Origin of the sequence: Cellulomonas sp. C5510 (assembly GCF_019797765.1) — a bacterium.
GTDB lineage: Bacteria > Actinomycetota > Actinomycetes > Actinomycetales > Cellulomonadaceae > Cellulomonas.
The window spans coordinates 1,885,403-1,902,708 of the sequence record NZ_CP081862.1; the positions used below are offsets into that span (position 1 = coordinate 1,885,403).

The 17,306-nt window shown below is 75.4% G+C and carries 11 protein-coding genes and 1 tRNA gene; 5 read left to right on the forward strand and 7 right to left on the reverse strand.

The genetic code is table 11. The features are described 5' to 3' along the window. Positions 1–7: 7 nt before the first annotated feature. On the forward strand, positions 8–925 hold the full coding sequence (locus K5O09_RS08805) for a dihydrodipicolinate synthase family protein (protein WP_222172370.1): 918 nt from the start codon (positions 8–10) through the stop codon (positions 923–925). A gap of 88 nt (positions 926–1,013) precedes the next feature. On the opposite strand, the gene K5O09_RS08810 is transcribed toward K5O09_RS08805, so the two are convergent. Next, positions 1,014–2,228: an AI-2E family transporter gene (locus tag K5O09_RS08810; protein WP_222172371.1), complete on the reverse strand. Its 1,215-nt coding sequence runs from the start codon at positions 2,226–2,228 to the stop codon at positions 1,014–1,016. Positions 2,229–2,415: 187 nt separating this feature from the next. Between K5O09_RS08810 and K5O09_RS08815 the strand changes: the two genes are divergently transcribed. Further along, a tRNA-Leu gene (locus tag K5O09_RS08815) sits at positions 2,416–2,499 on the forward strand. Between the two features lie 79 nt (positions 2,500–2,578). Next, entirely contained in the window at positions 2,579–3,316 is a 738-nt protein-coding gene (locus K5O09_RS08820) for a phosphotransferase (protein ID WP_222172372.1), read from the forward strand. Between the two features lie 54 nt (positions 3,317–3,370). Here the strand turns inward: K5O09_RS08820 and K5O09_RS08825 are convergent, their stop codons facing one another. The 3 genes from K5O09_RS08825 to K5O09_RS08835 form a co-directional block, all read right to left on the reverse strand. Further along, positions 3,371–4,852 carry a GH1 family beta-glucosidase gene (locus K5O09_RS08825; protein ID WP_255596253.1) on the reverse strand — a complete coding sequence of 494 codons (1,482 nt, stop codon included), beginning with the start codon at positions 4,850–4,852 and terminating at the stop codon, positions 3,371–3,373. Further along, positions 4,849–7,437: a glycoside hydrolase family 2 protein gene (locus K5O09_RS08830; protein WP_222172373.1), complete on the reverse strand. Its 2,589-nt coding sequence runs from the start codon at positions 7,435–7,437 to the stop codon at positions 4,849–4,851. The genes K5O09_RS08825 and K5O09_RS08830 overlap by 4 nt, the downstream gene beginning before the upstream one ends. A 160-nt stretch (positions 7,438–7,597) precedes the next feature. Then, positions 7,598–8,782: an ROK family transcriptional regulator gene (locus tag K5O09_RS08835; protein ID WP_222172374.1), complete on the reverse strand. Its 1,185-nt coding sequence runs from the start codon at positions 8,780–8,782 to the stop codon at positions 7,598–7,600. A 105-nt stretch (positions 8,783–8,887) separates the two neighbouring features. Between K5O09_RS08835 and K5O09_RS08840 the strand changes: the two genes are divergently transcribed. Beyond that, complete coding sequence (locus tag K5O09_RS08840; protein WP_222172375.1) at positions 8,888–9,802, forward strand: LacI family DNA-binding transcriptional regulator; 915 nt, start codon at positions 8,888–8,890, stop codon at positions 9,800–9,802. Here K5O09_RS08840 and K5O09_RS08845 read toward each other — a convergent pair. From K5O09_RS08845 to K5O09_RS08855, 3 genes are all read right to left on the reverse strand, one after another. After that, the gene (locus tag K5O09_RS08845) at positions 9,766–11,937 is read right to left on the reverse strand and encodes an alpha-galactosidase (protein ID WP_370635561.1); all 2,172 of its coding nucleotides are present in this window, start codon (positions 11,935–11,937) and stop codon (positions 9,766–9,768) included. The two genes, K5O09_RS08840 and K5O09_RS08845, sit on opposite strands and share 37 nt — an antisense overlap. Then, positions 11,934–14,051, reverse strand: coding sequence for a beta-galactosidase (locus tag K5O09_RS08850; RefSeq protein WP_255596255.1), 2,118 nt, complete (start codon positions 14,049–14,051; stop codon positions 11,934–11,936). The genes K5O09_RS08845 and K5O09_RS08850 overlap by 4 nt, the downstream gene beginning before the upstream one ends. Positions 14,052–14,183: 132 nt before the next feature. After that, a complete protein-coding gene (locus K5O09_RS08855; RefSeq protein ID WP_222172376.1) occupies positions 14,184–15,356 on the reverse strand; it encodes an ROK family transcriptional regulator in 1,173 nt (390 codons plus the stop codon). Positions 15,357–15,563: 207 nt separating this feature from the next. On the opposite strand from K5O09_RS08855, the gene K5O09_RS08860 reads away from it, so the two are divergent. Next, the gene (locus K5O09_RS08860; RefSeq protein WP_222172377.1) at positions 15,564–17,261 is read left to right on the forward strand and encodes an ABC transporter substrate-binding protein; all 1,698 of its coding nucleotides are present in this window, start codon (positions 15,564–15,566) and stop codon (positions 17,259–17,261) included. Positions 17,262–17,306: the final 45 nt, after the last annotated feature.

The following is a 17,306-nucleotide window of genomic DNA, read 5'->3' on the forward strand; positions in this document are numbered from 1 at the left end:
TGCGGCGATGCCCCTCCTCGGCCCGCTCGTCGCGTACCTGCCCACCCCGCGCGGACCCGAGGGCGAGGTGCGCACCGACCCGCTGGAGGACCTCGTCGACCGCGCGGTCCGCGCCGGCGTTTCGGGCGTCGTGGTGCTCGGCAGCACCGGCGGCTGGCCGTACCTCACCGCCGGCGAGCGGCGGATGGTCGTCGAGGCGGGAGTCGCGGCTGCGGACGGCCAGGTGCCGGTCGTCGCGGGTGTCGGGGCGTTCACCACCGACGAGGTCGTCATGCACACGATCGTCGCCGAGCGCGCCGGCGTCGACGCCGTGCTGCTGCCCACGCTGGCGTACCTGCCGCTGACCGAGGCCGAGGTGCTCGGGCTCGTCGAGGACGTCGCCGAGGCCGCGCGCGTGCCCGTCTGGCTGTACCACAACCCCGTGAGCACGAGCTTCCGGTACTCCGTCGAGCTGCTGGCCCGCGCCGCGCAGGTGCCGGGCGTCGGCGGCGTCAAGGACCGGGGGAGCGACGCCGCCGAGCTGCGCGACCGCGTGCGGGCGCTCCGCTCCGCCGTGCCGGCGCACGTCGAGCTCGGGTGCAGCGGCGACCTGCTCGGGTTCGAGGGGCTGCTGGCCGGTGCCCGCACCTGGCACTCGGGCCTCGCGGGCGTGCTGCCCGAGTGGTACGTCGCGGTCGCCGGTGCCGCGGCGGACGGCCGGGAGGACGAGGCCCGGGCGCTGATGTCCCGGCTCGCACCGGTGGTGGAGCTGGTGCTCGGCCTCGGCGGGGCGCGCGCCGTGCACGCCCTGGCGACCCTGCGGGGCGTCGACACCGGCGAGCTGCCGGCGCCGCTGCGCCCCGTCGACCGCGCCGGGGTCGCCGCCCTCGACCGGGCGCTCGAGTCCCTCGGGGAGCCGCCTCGCACGTCGTCGCAGGACGCGTAGGACGACCCCGCCGCAGGAGCCGGGGTCGACCAGCCCGCGACGCGCCGCGACCGGCGCTCGGGACCGGCGCTCGGGACCTGCGCGCGCTTCAGTCCGTCGCCGGCCCGTCCTGGGCGTCGTCGCCGACGGGCTGCACGTCCTCGGTGGCGTCCTCCGCGTCCATCGGCGGGTCGAGCTGGTGGAACTTCGAGTAGATCGCCCACACCACCGACACCAGCGGCACGGCGATCACCGCACCGAGGATCCCCGCGGTGAGCGTCCCGCCGGTGACCGCCAGCGCCACGACCACCGGGTGCAGCGACACCTGCTTGCCCATGACGAGCGGCTGCAGGACGTGCCCCTCGAACTGCCCGATCAGCGCGATGCCGATGCCGACGACCGCCGCCTGGAGGGCGCCGTTCGCCGCGAGCGCGACGATCATCGCCACGACCATCGCCGCGGGCGCCCCGACGAGCGGGATGAACGCGCCGATGAGCACCAGCACGGCGAGCGGCGCGGCGAGCGGCACCCCGATGATCGACAGCAGCACGAACGCCAGCACGCCGTCGGTGACCGCGATGATCACGGTCCCGCGCGTGTAGCCGGAGAACGTGTACCAGCCGGCGCCGCCCGCGGTCTTCCACGACTCCCGCACCGTCGCGGGCAGCTGGTTGACGAACCACGTCCACATGTCCTGGCCGCGCGCCAGGAAGAAGATCGCGCAGAACACGGCCAGCGCCATCGCGGTGAACACCTCGACGACCGACCCGGCGGACGCCGCCGCCTGGCCGGCGAGGTCGCCGGCGTGCTGCTGGATCCACTCGCGGCCGGTGTCGATCCACTCGGCGATCTGCTCGTTGGTGATCGAGACCGGCAGCGGCCCGTTCTCCAGGAAGTCGACGATCTGGTCGATGCCGTCGCCGAACTGCCGGGACAGGTCCTGCCACTGGTTCGCCACGGAGTAGCCGACGTAGAACACCATCCCCGCGAGCACGAGGAACCCCGAGAGCAGCCCGAGCGCCGTCGCCAGCGGCCTCGGCATGACGCGGCCGTAGAAGTCCACGAGCGGCCGGAGTACAGCGGTGAGGACGAACGCGATGAAGACCGCCACGAACAGCAGCTGCACCTGCGCCGTGGCGTAGAACACGATGCCGATCCCCGCGAGGAGGACCAGCAGCCGCCACGTCACCCCGGCGGACGTCCGCAGCCACCGCGGCACGCCGTCCCCGGCCTGCTGCCCGACGCTGATGCGGCGCTGCCCGGCCACGCGCCGGGCGCCGGCGCTCGCGGAGGTGCCGGTCCGGGCGTTGCTCTGCTCCGCCATCGTGCGCGCACCTCTTCCGGCCGTCGTGGCCCCGCGTCCGCCGTCCGACCGGCCCGGGCGCCACCGCCAGTGTGCCCCCACCTGCGGATGCGTGCCCGGCCGCCACTCCGTGCTATGTTTTCTGCCGCACCTGACGGGTCGTCGGGGCGCCGACGTGCGCACCGGTCCGACCCTCGGGAGACACCCTGTCCGGGTGGCGGAATGGCAGACGCGCTAGCTTGAGGTGCTAGTGCCCGTATAGGGCGTGGGGGTTCAAGTCCCCCTCCGGACACTCGTTGAGACAGCGACGACGAAGGCCCCGATCCCGCCAGATCGGGGCCTTCGTCGTGCGGGTCGGCGAGGATGACGTCGTGGACGAGACGGTGCTGACCGGCGGCGGCGTGAACGCGGTGTCCCGGGTGGGTGCGACGGTGCGCCGCCCGGCGGGGCCGTGGGCGCCGGCCGTGCACGCGCTGCTGCGCGAGCTGCGCGCGGCCGGGATCACGGAGGTGCCGGAGCCGCACGGGTTCGACGAGCAGGGGCGCGAGGTGCTGGGCTACGTCGAGGGCGTGGTCGCGCACCACCCGCTGCCGGGCTGGCTGTGGGAACCGGCGGTGCTCGACCAGGCCGGGGCGCTGCTGCGGCGTGTGCACGACGCGAGCGTGCCGCTCGTCGGAGCGGGCCTGCCGTGGGGCGGGGACGCCAGGGAACCGGCCGAGGTGATCTGCCACAACGACGTCGCCCCGCACAACATGGCGTTCGTCGACGGCGAGCTGCGCGGGTTGTTCGACTTCGACACGGCGGCGCCGGGGCCCCGCCTCTGGGACCTCGCCTACCTCGCGTACCGGGTCGCGCCGCTGGCGGAGGACTCCGGCCCGGGTGCGCCGGTCGGCGCGACGGCGCGGATGACCCGGCTCGACCGGCTGGTCGCGGCGTACGGCGTGCCCTTCCCGCGGGCGGACGTGCTCGCCGCGGTCGCCGCCCGGCTGGACGCGCTGGCGGAGTGGACCGGGGCCCGCGCCGAGGTGACCGGCGACGCGACGCCGGCCGGGCACGCGGCGATGTACCGGCGGGACGCCGCGAGGGTGCGCGCGGCCGTCGGCTCGTGACCCCACGGCCCCGGTCCGCCCGGCTGGCGCGACCGGGGCCGTGGGGTCACCTCCTCACCGCAGCACGCCGCTGCGCATCACCTCCGCGTACCAGCCCGCGCTCGCCTTGGGCGTCCGCGCGAGGGTCGAGCGGTCGACGTGCACGATGCCGAACTTCTTGCTGTACCCGTACGCCCACTCGTAGTTGTCGAGCAGCGTCCACAGCAGGTACCCGCGCACGTCGGCGCCCTGCTCGACGGCCTGGTGCACGGCGGCGAGGTGGGAGCGCAGGTACGCGATCCGGTCGGGGTCCTGGACGACGCCGTCGACCACGTCGGTGTCGTCGTACGCGGCGCCGTTCTCGGTGATGACGAGGTGCGCCCCGGCGGGTCCGGTGACGTCGCGGTGCAGGGCGACCAGGAGGTCCCGGAACGCGCCGGGGTGGTTCTCCCAGTCCATGGCGGTGCGGTCGGCCCGGGTGCGGACCCAGCGGGCGCCGCGCGCGGTGAGCCACGGGGACACCACGGTGCGGGCGGACGCCCCGGAGGGGGAGACGGCGCCGGAGCCGTCGGGCGCGCCGACGACCCAGGAGTTGTAGTAGTTGACGCCGAGCACGTCGACGGGCGCGGAGATGGTCGCGAGGTCGCCGTCGTGCACCAGGTCGTCCGGCCACAGGCCCTCGACGTCGGACAGGAACCCCTCCGGGTAGGCGCCGCGGAAGACCGGGCCGGTGAAGACCCCGTGCTGGGCGTCGGCGACGCGGCGGGCGGTGTCGACGTCGGCGGGGTCGGACGGGTCGAGCGGCTGGTACCGGGAGAAGTTGAGCGTGAGGCCGAGGCGGGCGCCGGGGTCGGCGTCCCGCAGGGCCCGGGTGGCGAGGCCGTGCGCGAGGTTGAGGTGGTGCACGGCCCGCAGCGCGGCCACGTCGTCCTGGAGCCCGGGCGCGTGCTGACCCCCGGCGTACCCGAGGAACGCGGAGCACCACGGCTCGTTGAGGGTGGTCCAGGTGCGGACCCGGTCGCCGAGCGCGGCGTGCAGGTCCAGCGCGTACTCCGCGAACAGCTCGGCGGTGGACCGCGCCGCCCACCCGCCGCGCTCCTGGAGCGCCTGCGGCAGGTCCCAGTGGTACAGGGTCGGCCACGGCTCGATGCCGGCGGCGAGCAGCTGGTCGACGAGGCGGTCGTAGAACGCGACGCCCTGCGGGTTGACCGGGCCGCCGTCGGGGCGGACGCGCGCCCAGGACGTCGAGAACCGGTAGGTCCGCACGCCGAGGTCCTGCATGAGCCGCACGTCCTCCGCGCTGCGGTGGTAGTGGTCGCACGCGACCTCGCCGTCGTCGCCGTTCTCGACGGCACCGGGAACCCGGGCGAACGCGTCCCAGATGGAGTCGGTGCGCCCGTCGGAGTGGGCGGCGCCCTCGATCTGGTACGCCGCGGTGGCGACGCCCCACGCGAAGCCGTCGGGGAACCGGCGCGGGCCGAGCGGGTCCGGCGCGGGCCACGGCGACGGCGGCAGGGCGGTAGCGGCGCCGGCGCCGGCCGCGGCGGCCCCGGTCACGCGCCCGCTCCCGTCGCGACCGCCGCCGCGCCGGCCAGCGGCTCACCCACCGGCGCGCCCAGCAGCTGCCCCGCGTGCCGCAGCACGCGCGGGTCGAGCACCGCGGCAGCCTCCAGCGGTACCCCGGCCGTGAGCGTGAACACGGCCGACTCCCCGGGCAGCAGGCTGACCAGCGAGTCGTCGACGCGGGCGTCGGGGTGCGCCCGGTCGGCGAGCACGGTCACGTCGCGCACGTAGGAGCGGGCGCGGACGGTGACGACGGCCCCGTCCGGCGTGGTGCGGACCTCGGCCTCGAGCGCGTCCGGGTCGAGCGCCTGGTCGACGACCTCCGCCAGGTCGTGCACGACCCGCGGGACGCCGGGGACGTCCACGGTCACGATCTCCCGCGCCGGGTCGTCGGACGCCAGGACGTCGGCCGGCACGGGGACCCGCGTCACGCCGCGCGCGGGCACCGCCACCGGCACCGTGGCCTGCGCGACGACGTCGCCGTCCAGCCGCACCCGCCGCAGGACGGCCTCACCGTCGACAGGCTCGTCCGTGTCGTTGTGGAGCACCAGCGCGTGCGTGACCTCGCCGCCGCCCGAGGCCTCGTACCGGTCGGCCGGGCCCGCGGCGAGCGACCCCACGAGCGGCGCGGCGAGCGGGTCCGCCGGCTGGAGGGTCGCGAACCGCGGGGCGTACACGTCGCGCAGGGCGTACCAGAGCGGCTTGCGGCGCTCGCCGTGGTCGACCGCCGCCCAGGACACCACGGGCCAGTCGTCGTTGAGCTGCCACACCACCGTCCCGGTGCAGTACGGCGCGAGGGACCGGAAGTGCGCGATGCCGAACCGCAGGGCGTGCGCCTGGTTGAGCTGCGTCGCGAAGTGCCAGTCGTCGATGGTGCGCGGCTCGGGCAGGTGCCCGCGCAGCCCGCGGGCGAGCTTGAGGTTGCCGTTGTTCGCCTTCTGGTGGACCAGCAGCTCGGCGCCGTCGGGGTCGAGCGGCGTGTCGTGGACGACGTCGAACAGCGTCGTCCACGCGGCCGGCCCCTGGAACCCGAACTCGGCGACGAAGCGCGGCAGCCACTCGGTGTACGCGCGGTAGTCCTTCTCGTTCCAGACGTCCCAGACGTGCACGGTGCCGTCGGTCGGCAGGTTGGGGGACAGGTGCGCGTCGGAGGAGTAGGGGCTGCCGGGGATGTACGGCCGGGTCGGGTCGAGCTCGGCCAGGATCTCGGGGAACATCCGACGGTAGTAGTCGTCGCCCCAGGTGCGGCCCTGGAGCGTCCCGCGCCAGCCCCACTCGGCGTACCCGACGAGGTTCTCGTTGTTGCCGTTCCACAGCACGAGGCTGGTGTGCCGGCTCAGGCGCGTGACGGCCTCGCGGGCCTCGGCCTCGATCTCCTCGGCGAGCCAGGGCTCCTCGCCGTAGGCGGCGCAGGCCAGCAGGAAGTCCTGCCAGACGAGCACGCCCTCGCGGGTGCAGATCTCGTACAGGTCGTCCGCCTCGTACATGCCGCCGCCCCAGATGCGCAGCAGGTTCATGTTCGCCTCGACGGCGTCGGCGACGCGGCGCTCCAGGCGGTCGCGGTCCACGCGGGTGACGAACGCGTCGTCCGGGATCCAGTTGGCGCCGCGCACGTGCACGGGCCGGTCGTTGACGAGGATCTCGAAGGGGTGGCCGTGGGCGTCGGCCTCGGTGCGCAGCCGGACGGTGCGGAACCCGAGCGCGTGGGTCCACCGCGGCCCGGGCTCGCCGGCGGCCCCGTCCAGGACGGCGACCTCGACGTCGTACAGCGGCTGGGCGCCGTGCCCGCGGGGCCACCACAGCTCGACGTCGGGCACGGCCACGGTCACGGCACCGGACCCCCGGACGCCGGCCGTGGCGGTCGCGCGGACCCGGCCGTCGCGGGAGACGGTGACCCGCACGGGGCGCGTGCGGGGGACGCCGTCGTCCACGAGGTCGACGTGCGCGGTGAGCAGCCCGGCGTCGCCGGCCACGTCCACGAGCGGGCGCACCGCGTCGATGCGGACGTCGCTCCAGCCCTCGACGGCGATCGACTGCCAGATGCCCGACGTCGCGACGTCGATGCCCCAGTCCCAGCCGAAGTTCGACGCCGTCTTGCGCAGCGCGTTGTACGGGTGGTGGTTGACGTGGAACAGCGGGCCGCCGTTCTCGCGCTCGCGGCGCTCGGCGGCGGGGACGGGGGCGTCGAAGGTGATCTCGAGGCGGTTCCCGCCCTCGACGAGCAGGTGGTCGACGCTCCAGCGGTAGGAGCGGTTCTGGTTCGCGGTCTGCCCGACGACGGTGCCGTTGAGGACCACGGTGGCCAGGGTGTCGAGGCCGAGGGCGACGAGGTCGTGCCGGTCCTCGCCGTCGGGCGCCCAGGTGAACGTGCGGGCGTAGCGCCAGACGGTGGAGCCGATCCACTGCTGGGCGGCCTCGTTGTCGGCGTCGAACGGCTCGTCGATCAGGCCGGCCGCGAGCAGGTCGAGGTGGACGCACCCGGGGACCGCGGCGGGGACGTCCCGCCCGAGCAGGTGCGGCGGGACCTCTCCCGACAGGGCCGTGACCGTCCAGGGGCCGTCGAGGCTGAGGGAGGGCATGCGGGGTCCTCTTTCGCTGAGCGGGGAGCCGCGTCGCTGCGGCCGCCACCCACTATCGCCGGACTTTGTTAGGCGAGTCAAGTAAGGCCGGTCGACGCGTCGGCGCGCCCCGGAGCGGGTGGGGGTCGGTCGGCGGGGCCAGGGCCGGTCGGTGCGGGGCTCAGCGCGGCGAGAGCGCCTGCTGCAGCACGAGGGACGCCGCCCCGACGGCCGCGGCGTCCGCGACCTGCTGCGAGAGCGCCACCCGCACGGGGTGCCGGTCGGCCGCGAACGCCTCCCGGGAGAGCCGCTGCTCCAGGTGGCGCAGGTACACCGTCCCGGCGACCGCGAACGCCGGCCCGGCGAGGACCACCGAGTCGAGGTCCAGCAGGTCGGTGAGCGCGAGCACGGCGTCGCCGAGGTGCTCGGCGGACTCCTCGATGAGCTCGAGCGCGACCTCGTCGCCCTGCACGGCGGCCGTCGCCACGGCGTCGAAGTCGTTGTCCCAGTCGCCGCCCGGGTCCAGCCGGATGCGCGTCGCGGTGCCGGTCGCGACCAGCGCCCGCGCCCGCTCCGCGACCGACCGTGGCACGACGACGTCCTCGACGGCACGCCCCCGCCACACGCTGCCGCGCCGCACGCTCAGGTGCCCGATCGCCCCGGTGTTGGAGCTCGCGCCCCGCAGCACGGCGCCGTCGAGCACGATGCCGGCGCCGACGCTGGCGCCCATGTGGATGGTGCAGTGCGCGCGCGAGTCGGCGCTCGTCCCGCCCCAGAACTGCCCGAGCGCGGCGGCGCTGGCGTCGTTGTCGACCACGACCGGCAGGCCGGTGAGCCGCTCCAGCTCGACGCGCAGCGGGTAGCCGCCCCAACCCGGCAGCGAGCGGGACCGCAGGATGAGGCCGCGGTCGACGTCGAGCAGCCCGGGCGTCGCCAGGCCGACCCCGACGATGCGGGCGGCGTCGACGCCGGTGGTCACGAGCAGCTCCCCGACCACGCGGGCGACCTGCTCCAGCACCTCGACCGGCTCGCGGTCCCGGGCGCCGCGCACCCGCGCGCGGCCGATCATGGCGCCCACCGCGTCGACGACGGTCACGACGACCCAGTCGGCCGCGAGCTGGACGCCCAGGGCGCAGATCGCCCGGACCTCCAGGGTGAGCAGCACGCGCGGCTTGCCGCCCGTGAACTCGCGCTCGCCGGTCTCCCGCAGCAGCCCGTCGTCCAGCAGCGAGCGCACGACGTGCGAGATCGTCGCCTGCGTCAGCCCGGTGAGCCCGGCGAGCTCCGCCCGGCTGGCCGACCCGCGCAGCCGCAGCGCGTCGAGGACGGCCCCCCTGCTCGCGGGGTGCCCCCGGACCTGGCTCATGGGCTCCTCGGCTCCCTCGCGGCGGACGCGACGCGCGGCGCCGCTGACGCAGGCGATGATCGCACAGCGCCGCCGCCCGGACGGGCGACCGGCCATACTGCCGTCATGCAGCCCACCCGGACGCCGCCCGCCGGCGTCGTCGTCGGCGCCGTGGTCCGGCGGACCCGCGGGCACCGCGGCCTCGCCCCGTTCCACACGGCGCTGTTCGACGGCATGGAGCACGTGCTCGGCGAGCACGGCGGCCACCTGCTGGTCCACCTGGTCGCGACGGCCGAGGAGGAGACCGCCACCTACGAGCGGTGGGCGGCGGCCGGGACGGTCTCGGCGGTGCTGGTCAGCGACCTGGTGACGGACGACCCCCGCATCGGGCTGTGCCGGGACCTCGGCCTGGCCGTGGTGCTGCTGGGTGAGCACGACCGCACGGACGTGACCCGCATCGACGTCGACAACGACGCCGCGATGGGCGCGGCCGTGGACTTCCTGGTCCGCCTCGGGCACACCCGCATCGGCCGGGTCTCCGGGCCGCCGGAGCTGTTCCACACCCAGATCCGCACCCGGGCCTTCACGCGGCACGTCGCCGCCGCGGGCGTGCACGGGACGGCCGTCGAGGGCGACTACAGCGCCGACTCCGGTGCGGCCGCGTTGCGGGAGCTGCTGGCCGCCGACCCCGGCGTCACCGCCGTGATGTTCGACAACGACGTCATGGCGGTGGCCGCGCTCGACGCCGCTGCGGCGCTCGGCCGGCGCGTGCCGCAGGATCTGTCCCTGCTCGCCTGGGACGACTCGCCCGAGTGCCGGCTGGCGCACCCGCCGCTGTCCGTCGTGGCGCGTGACATCCGCGGGCTCGGGCTCCGGTCCGCCGAGGTGCTCCTGGCGCCGGAGCCGGTGCGGGTCGTCCAGGCCCGGGGGGTGGTCGTCGTGCCCCGCGGGTCGACGGCCCCGCCCGCCCCGACCGGGCAGCCCGGTCAGCCGGGCCGGCCCGGTCAGCCCTCGCGCGTCACCTCCAGCACGAGCGCCTGACCGGGCGCGAGCAGCGGCAGGCGCACCCCGGCACCGGCCAGCGCGGCACCACCGAGCTGCACCTCGCCGCGGGCGAGCCACGGCGGCGGCTGCACGTCCAGCGTCGCCGGGAGCACCAGCTCGGGCACGGGGCGCACCCGGTAGCGGCCGGCGGCGTCGAGGCCGGGCACCCGCAGCACCGTGGGCAGCGCGCGCGGTCCCGTGGTGGTGCGCGCCACCCGCACCACCGCCGCCGAGCGGTCCGGCGCGACCACCTGCGTGACCTGCAGGCCCGGGTCGGGCTGCTCGGGGTGCCGGACGGACCCGGTGTGGAGCAGCCCGCGCAGCCGCCGGTACGCCGCGATGCCGGACCGGAGCTGGTCCAGCTCCGCAGGCGTGCACCCGGTGATGTCCCACTCGACGCCGGCGGACCCGACGAGCGCGACGGCGATCCGCAGCCCCAGGTCGGACACGCGGCGCGTGGTGTGCGCGCGCTCCGGCCCGACGTGCGACCCGATGAGCTCCGGGGGGACCAGCAGCTCGGTCCAGCGCTGGATCTCCAGGCGCTCCAGGGGGTCGTTGGTGTCGGACGCCCACACCCGGTCGGTGCGCTCGAGGATCCCCAGGTCGACGCGCGCACCGCCCGACGCGCACGACTCCACCTCCAGGCCGGGGTGGCGCTCCCGCACGGCGTCGATCAGCGCGTACACCGCCTCGGTGTGCCGGACGACGCCCGCCTGCCCGTCGTGGACCGCCTCCAGCAGGTCGCGGTTCTGGTCCCACTTCAGGTAGCCGACCCCGGAGGCCGTGACCACCGCGGAGATCGCCTTCAGCAGGTACGCGGCGACCTCGGGCCGCGCCACGTCCAGGACGTGCTGGTGCCGCCAGGTCCGGCCGGGGGCGCCTGCCGGGTGCAGCAGCCACTCGGGGTGCGCGCGCGCCAGCTCGGAGTCCGGGTTGACCATCTCCGGCTCGACCCACAGCCCCAGCTCCATGCCGAGCCCGTGCACCACGCCCGCGAGCGGGGCGAGACCGTCGGGCCACACCCCGGCGTCCGTCCACCAGTCACCCAGCCCCCGGCGGTCGTCGCGCCGACCGTGGAACCAGCCGTCGTCCAGCACGAACCGCTCGACGCCCACGTCCGCGGCCACCTCCGCGAGCCGCGTCAGCGCCGGCAGGTCGTGCCGGAAGTAGACGGCCTCCCAGGTGTTCAGCGTGACCGGCCGCGCGCCGCGGGGGTGGCCGGGCCGGGCGCGCAGCGACGCGTGCAGCCGGTCACCGAGCCCGTCCAGCCCGGCGTCCGACCAGACGAACACGGCGTCCGGCGTGCGCAGCCGCTCGCCGGCGGCGAGCTGCACCTCGCCCGGGCGCAGCAGCACGCCGGCGCCCAGGACCGTCGGCGCCTCGGGCAGCGCGTCCACCCGGTACACGGCGTCGGCGCTCCACGCCAGGTGCACCGCCCACACCTCCCCGCGGCCCGAGCCGAAGCCCGGGGTGCCGGCCACCAGCAGGGTGGGGGCGTCGTGCCCCGTGCGGCCGCGCCGGGTCTCGCGCGCGTGGCTGCCCTGCGTGAGCGGGCGGCGCTGCGGGCTGCGCTCGCGGGTCCAGCGGCCCGTGAGGTCCAGCAGCTCGGCGGCCGCGTCACCCACGGGCACGGACGCCTCGAGCGCCGCGACGTCGACGGGCGTGGCACCCGTGTTCTCCAGCTCGTGGCGGACCCGCAGGACGCCCGCGTGGTCCAGGTGCAGCCGGGTGCGCAGCAGCAGGCCGTCGGCGGTGGCGGTCAGGTCGAGCACCCCGTCGCCGGTCTCGACCTGCGTCGCGCCCCACGCCGGGAGGAGGAGCTGCCCCTCGCGCGACCCGGCGAACCCCGGCCGTCCGGCCCACCCGTCGTGCTCGCCGGGCAGGAGGGTCAGGGGCCACGGGGCGTCGAGCGCGCTCGAGGAGACGGTGCGACCGAGAGCCGACCGGAGCTCCGCGCCGTCCCCGAGGTCGCCGAGGTCGGGGCCCCAGTGCAGCACCTCCGGCAGCCCCGTGGCGGGCACCGACAGGACGACGTCGACGCCTGCGCGCCGCAGCCGGTGCAGGCGTGGCGCGGGGGGCTGCGCGTCGTGCCCGTCGTCCTGCGCCGCGTCGGGGCGGGTCAGCGTGGTCACCGGTTGCCTCTCGTGTCGTCGTGCGTCGCGACGGTCGCGGCCGCCGCGGTGCCGGGCGTCGCGCCGGACTCCTCGACCACGGCACAGGCGCCTGCGGCGAGTGTCAGCACCGGGCCGACCGCGCGTCCTGTGACCAGGTCCGTCCCGGTGGTGACGACCTCGGCGTCCGCGTCGGTGTGGTTGACGAGGAACAGGACTCCGCCCTCCGGCGTGACGCGGCGGACCGCCTCGACCCCGGGCGGCGCCTCGGCGGCCGGCCGCAGGTCGAGCCCGGCGACGACCTGGTCGAGCACCGCGCCGGCGGTGGCCTCGGGGAGCCGGGCGCCGACGTACCAGACGGTGCCCGCGCCGTGCCGGTGCCGGGTGACGGCGGCGCGACCGGCGCCGTCGCCGTCGGCGTACCGCAGGACCGCCTCGGCGCCGTCCAGCACGGTGTCCTCGGTCCACTCGTGCACGGCGCTGCCGTCGTCCAGGTGCACGACCTCGTCGCGCTGCAGCGGCCGGAGCTCCTCGGTCCAGACGCCGAGCCAGTCGCGGTACGCGCCCGGGTACCCGCCGGGGATGACGCGGGAGTCCCGGTCGACGATCCCCGAGAGGTACGTGATCAGCGCCGTGCCGCCGTCGGCGACGTACCGCTCCAGGCGGGCGGCGCGCTCCGCGTCGGTGACGAAGAGGTTCGGCACGATCACCAGGGCGTACCCGTCGAGCTCCGCGTCGGCGGGCAGCACGTCCACGAGCACCTGGCGGTCCCACAGCAGGCCGTGCCACAGGCGGGGCTCGCGGGAGTAGCGCAGGGCGCGGTGCGGCTTGAGACCCTGCTGCAGCGCCCAGCCCGACTCGTCGTCGACCAGCAGGGCGACGCGCGCGGGCTCGACCGGGGAGCCGGCGACGTGGCCGATGCGCCGCAGCACCTGACCGAGCTCGACGACCTCCCGCCAGACGCGGGTGCCCGTGCCGGCGTGCGGCAGCATCGCCGAGTGGAACTGCTCGGTCCCGGCGGTCGACGCGCGCCACTGGAAGAACAGGGCACCGTCGGAGCCGCGGGCGACGTGCGCGAGCGCGTTGCGCAGGATCTCCCCGGGGGCCTTGGCCCGGTTGCGCTCCTGCCAGCTGGGCGCGCCGGTGGAGTGCTCCATGAGCAGCCACGGGGCGCGGTCGCGCGACATGCCGCGGACGCGGTCGCCCGCGAACGCCAGCTCCTGCGCGCGCCGGGGGTCGGCCACGAGCGTGTAGTGGTCGGTGGCGACGACGTCGACCTCCCGGGCCCACGCGGCGTAGTCGACGACGTGCGGCCCGACGCCGACCATGAAGTTGGTGGTGACGGGCGCCTCGCTGCGCTCCCGCAGCACCGCGGCCTCGGCCCGGTAGTGGTCGAGCAGCTCGTCGGAGGAGAACCGCTCGTAGTCGAGGAACAGCCCGGGGTTCGGCACGTCGCGGTGGCCGCGCGGCGGCTCGATCTCCTCCCAGTCGCCGAACCGGTGGCCCCAGAACGCCGTGCCCCAGGCGGCGTTCAGCGCGTCGAGGCTGCCGTGGCGCCGCTGCAGCCAGCGGCGGAACGCCGCCGCGGAGACGTCGCACCAGCAGCGCGCGTTGCCGCCGCCCAGCTCGTTGCTGACGTGCCAGAGCCGCACCGCGGGGTGCGAGCCGTAGCGGTCCGCCAGCGCGGTGGTCATCCGCAGCGCGTACTCCCGGAACACCCGGTTGCTCGGGCACCAGCCGAGGCGGCCGCCGGGGTGCAGCGGGACGAGGTGCGCGTCGACCGGCAGGAGCTCGGGGTGCCGGCGCAGGAGCCAGCTCGGGGGAGCGGCGGTGGGCGTCGCCAGGTCGACCGCGATCCCGGCGTCGTGCAGCAGGCCGAGCACCTCGTCGAGCCAGGCCCAGTCGTACTCGCCCTCGCGCGGCTCCAGCAGCCCCCACGAGAAGACGCCGACGGTGACGATCGTGACGCCGGCCTCCTGCATGAGGCGGACGTCCTCGCGCCAGACGTCGGGCGTCCACTGCTCGGGGTTGTAGTCGCCCCCGAACGCGAGTCCCGCGCTCAGGACGGGGCGGACTGGCCGGGCGTGGCCGCCCGTGGTGGGCGCAGCGGGCGCGGCGGGCGAGGACGCGGTCACAGCATCTCCCTCGATGTCGGTGGACGGCCAGACTCCAAGGCGCAGGCTTGGTTTGTCAAGCAACGAAACTAAGCCGGGCGCGCGTGCACGCCACCGGCGCGGGCGGAGAGCGGTGCGGGGGCCCTGTCGGCGTCAGGACGCGGACTCGAGGTACGCCCGCACGGCCGTGACGGCGCCGGCGCGCGCCCACTCCGTGAAGTCGAACGGCTGCACGTCCAGGGGGGTCACCGCGTCCTGCGGGTCCCGGTGCTGGGCGACGGCCGCCCACACCGCGTCCGGTGCCAGGCGCATCACGGCGAGGCCGTCGCCGGTGAGCACGATCTTCTCGGGGTCCAGGGTGTTCGCGACCGTGGCGATGAGGACGCCGAGCGCGCGCCCGGCCTCCCGGAACGCGAGCACCGCGGCGGGGTTGCCGCGCTCGGCGAGGGCGACGGCCTCCTCGTACGTCGTCCCGGGGCTGCCGAGTGCCGCGGCGATCGCGCTGCTCACCAGGTAGACGCTCGCGCAGCCGCGGTGGCCGAGCCCGCAGATGGGCCCCGAGGGGTCGATGCGCAGGTGGTCCAGCCGCCCCGCCCGGCCCGTGGCGCCCTGGATCATGCGGTCGTCGACCACGAGCCCGAACCCGAGGCCGGTACCGACGGTGAGCAGTGCCAGCGAGCGGCACCCGGCGCCGGCGCCGAACCAGTGCTCGGCCGCCGTGAGGGCGCGCACGTCGTTCTCGGTGGTCACCGGCAGCCCGGTGCGGTCCGCGAGGGCGGCGCTCATGCGCACGTCGGTCCACCCGAGGTACGGCGAGGACACGACGACCTGGTCCCGCCCGGACCCGAGCAGGTCGCCGGCGAGGCACACGCCGACCGCCCGCAGGCCGGGGTGCGTCGCCCGCTCCCGCGCGACGAGGGCCGCGAGCTGGTCGACGACGTCCTCGAACGCCCGCGACGCGATCGGCTCCTCGGACGTGGCGACCACGCGGGCGGTGAGGTCGGTGACGGCCGCGTACAGCACGTCGGCGGTGAGCTTCACGCCGAGCAGCCGGTAGGTGTCGGTGCGGGCCTGGAGCAGCTCGCTGGGGCGTCCGGTGCGGCCGCGGAGCTCGACGCCGACCTCACCCACCAGCCCGTGCGCGACCAGGGTGCGGGTGACGCGGGTGAGGCTGGCACGGGACAGCCCGAGGCGCTGGGCGATCTCCGTGCGCGACTGGGGGCCGCGGATCAGCACCTCGCGCAGGGCGGCGCGCTCGGCCTGGTTGAGCACCGGCCACCCGTCCGGCGTGCGGGGGGAGACCGCCTCGGTCGTCGCCTGCGCCATGGTGCCCGTCCTCTCGTCACGGCCGTTGCGGGTCCCGCCGGTGCGCGGGACCGGCGAGGACGTGACGACATGGTCCCGCAGGGATCTGCGCGTCCTCGCTGATGACACGCATCCTGGCACGAGTTGGTTGACTCGCGTAATTAAGGCAGGGTAAGAATGCCCACAGTCGCGGTCCGCGACCGTCACCGTCGACGGAAGGAACACCCGATGATCCGCACCACCGCACGACCCCGGCGCCGGCTCGGCGTCGGCCTCGCCGGAGCGGCTGCGCTGGCCCTCCTCGTCTCCGCCTGCAGCGGCGGCGACGGCCCGGACTCCCAGGGCTCCACCGCGGGCGTCGGAGCCTCCGACACCCTGGTGGCCTACACCGGCCAGGCGGGCGACTACCAGATCAACTTCAACCCGTACTCGCCGTCCAACATCGGCGGGCGCGGCACGATCTACGAGCCGCTCTACTTCATCAACAAGGCGCAGGTGCAGGACCCGGTGCCGCTGCTCGGCACCGAGTACTCCTGGAACGACGACGGCACCGTGCTGTCCGTGACGCTGCGCGACGGCGTGAGCTGGTCGGACGGCGAGCCGTTCACCGCCGACGACGTCGTGTTCACCTTCGACATGCTCGTCGACACGCCGGCCATCAACAACGTCGGCTACGACGGCGTCACCGAGGCCGTCGACGACACCCACGTCACGTTCACGTTCGACGAGCCCGCGTTCGTCAAGGCCCCGGACATCCTCGGGCAGTACATCGTCCCGGAGCACCTGTGGGCCGACGTCAACCCCACCGAGGACGTCATCGAGAACCCGGTCGGCACCGGCGCCTACCTGCTGGGCGACTTCAAGCCGCAGGCGTTCACGCTGGTCGCCAACGAGGACTACTGGGACGGCGCGCCCGCGCTCAAGCAGATCCGCTGGCTCTCGCTGTCCGGCAACCAGGCCGGTGCCGACGCGCTCGCCGCGGGCGAGATCGACTGGCAGACCGGCCCCGTGCCCGACATCCAGAACGTCGCCGAGAACTACCCGGGCTACGACGCGCTGACGGCCCACCAGAACCAGATGGTGCTGGCGACCTGCTCGAACGCCGAGCTGGGCTGCACCGGCCCGCAGACCGACCCGGCCGTGCGCCACGCGCTGTACCTGGCCATGAACCGGGACCAGCTCAACAACCTCGCGTTCCAGGGCACGGCGGCCGAGATCTCGCCGACGTTCGCCCTGGTGCCCAGCCAGGAGCAGTGGATCGCCGACTCCGTCGAGGAGCCCGTCTCCGCCGGCGGTGCCGACGCCGCCGCGGCCGCCGCCGTGCTCGAGGACGCCGGCTACGTGCGCGGCGACGACGGCGTCTACGCCAAGGACGGCCAGCGCGTCAGCCTGAACGTCGAGGTCGTCACCGGCTGGACCGACTACATCACCGCGGTGGACGCCATCTCCGCCCAGGCCAAGGAGGCCGGCATCGAGGTCGTGTCCACGCAGTCGTCCTGGAACGAGTGGACGGACAAGCGGCTCAAGGGCAGCTTCCAGCTCGCGATCGACTCGCTGTGGCAGGGACCCGCGCCCGACCCGTACTACGTCTACCAGTACTTCTTCACGAACCCGACGCCCGTCGGGGAGTCCGCCGGCAACGCCTACGCGCGGTTCAGCGACCCGGCGGTGGACGCCGCGATCGAGAAGCTCCAGACGCTCGACTTCGACGACCCCGCCCGCATGGACGAGTTCGCGACGATCCAGGACGCGGTGGTCGAGGACATGCCGTACATCCCGATCATGACGGGCGGCACGACCAGCGAGTGGAACGTCCGGAAGTTCAGCGGCTGGCCCACCGAGGACGACATGTACGCCTTCCCGGCGGTCTGGTCGGCCCTCGACGCCGCGCAGATCTTCAAGGCCCTCACACCCACGGGGGAGTAGCAGCGATGCCGTCGTCGTCCCCGAGCCGGACCACCCCGAGGGAGG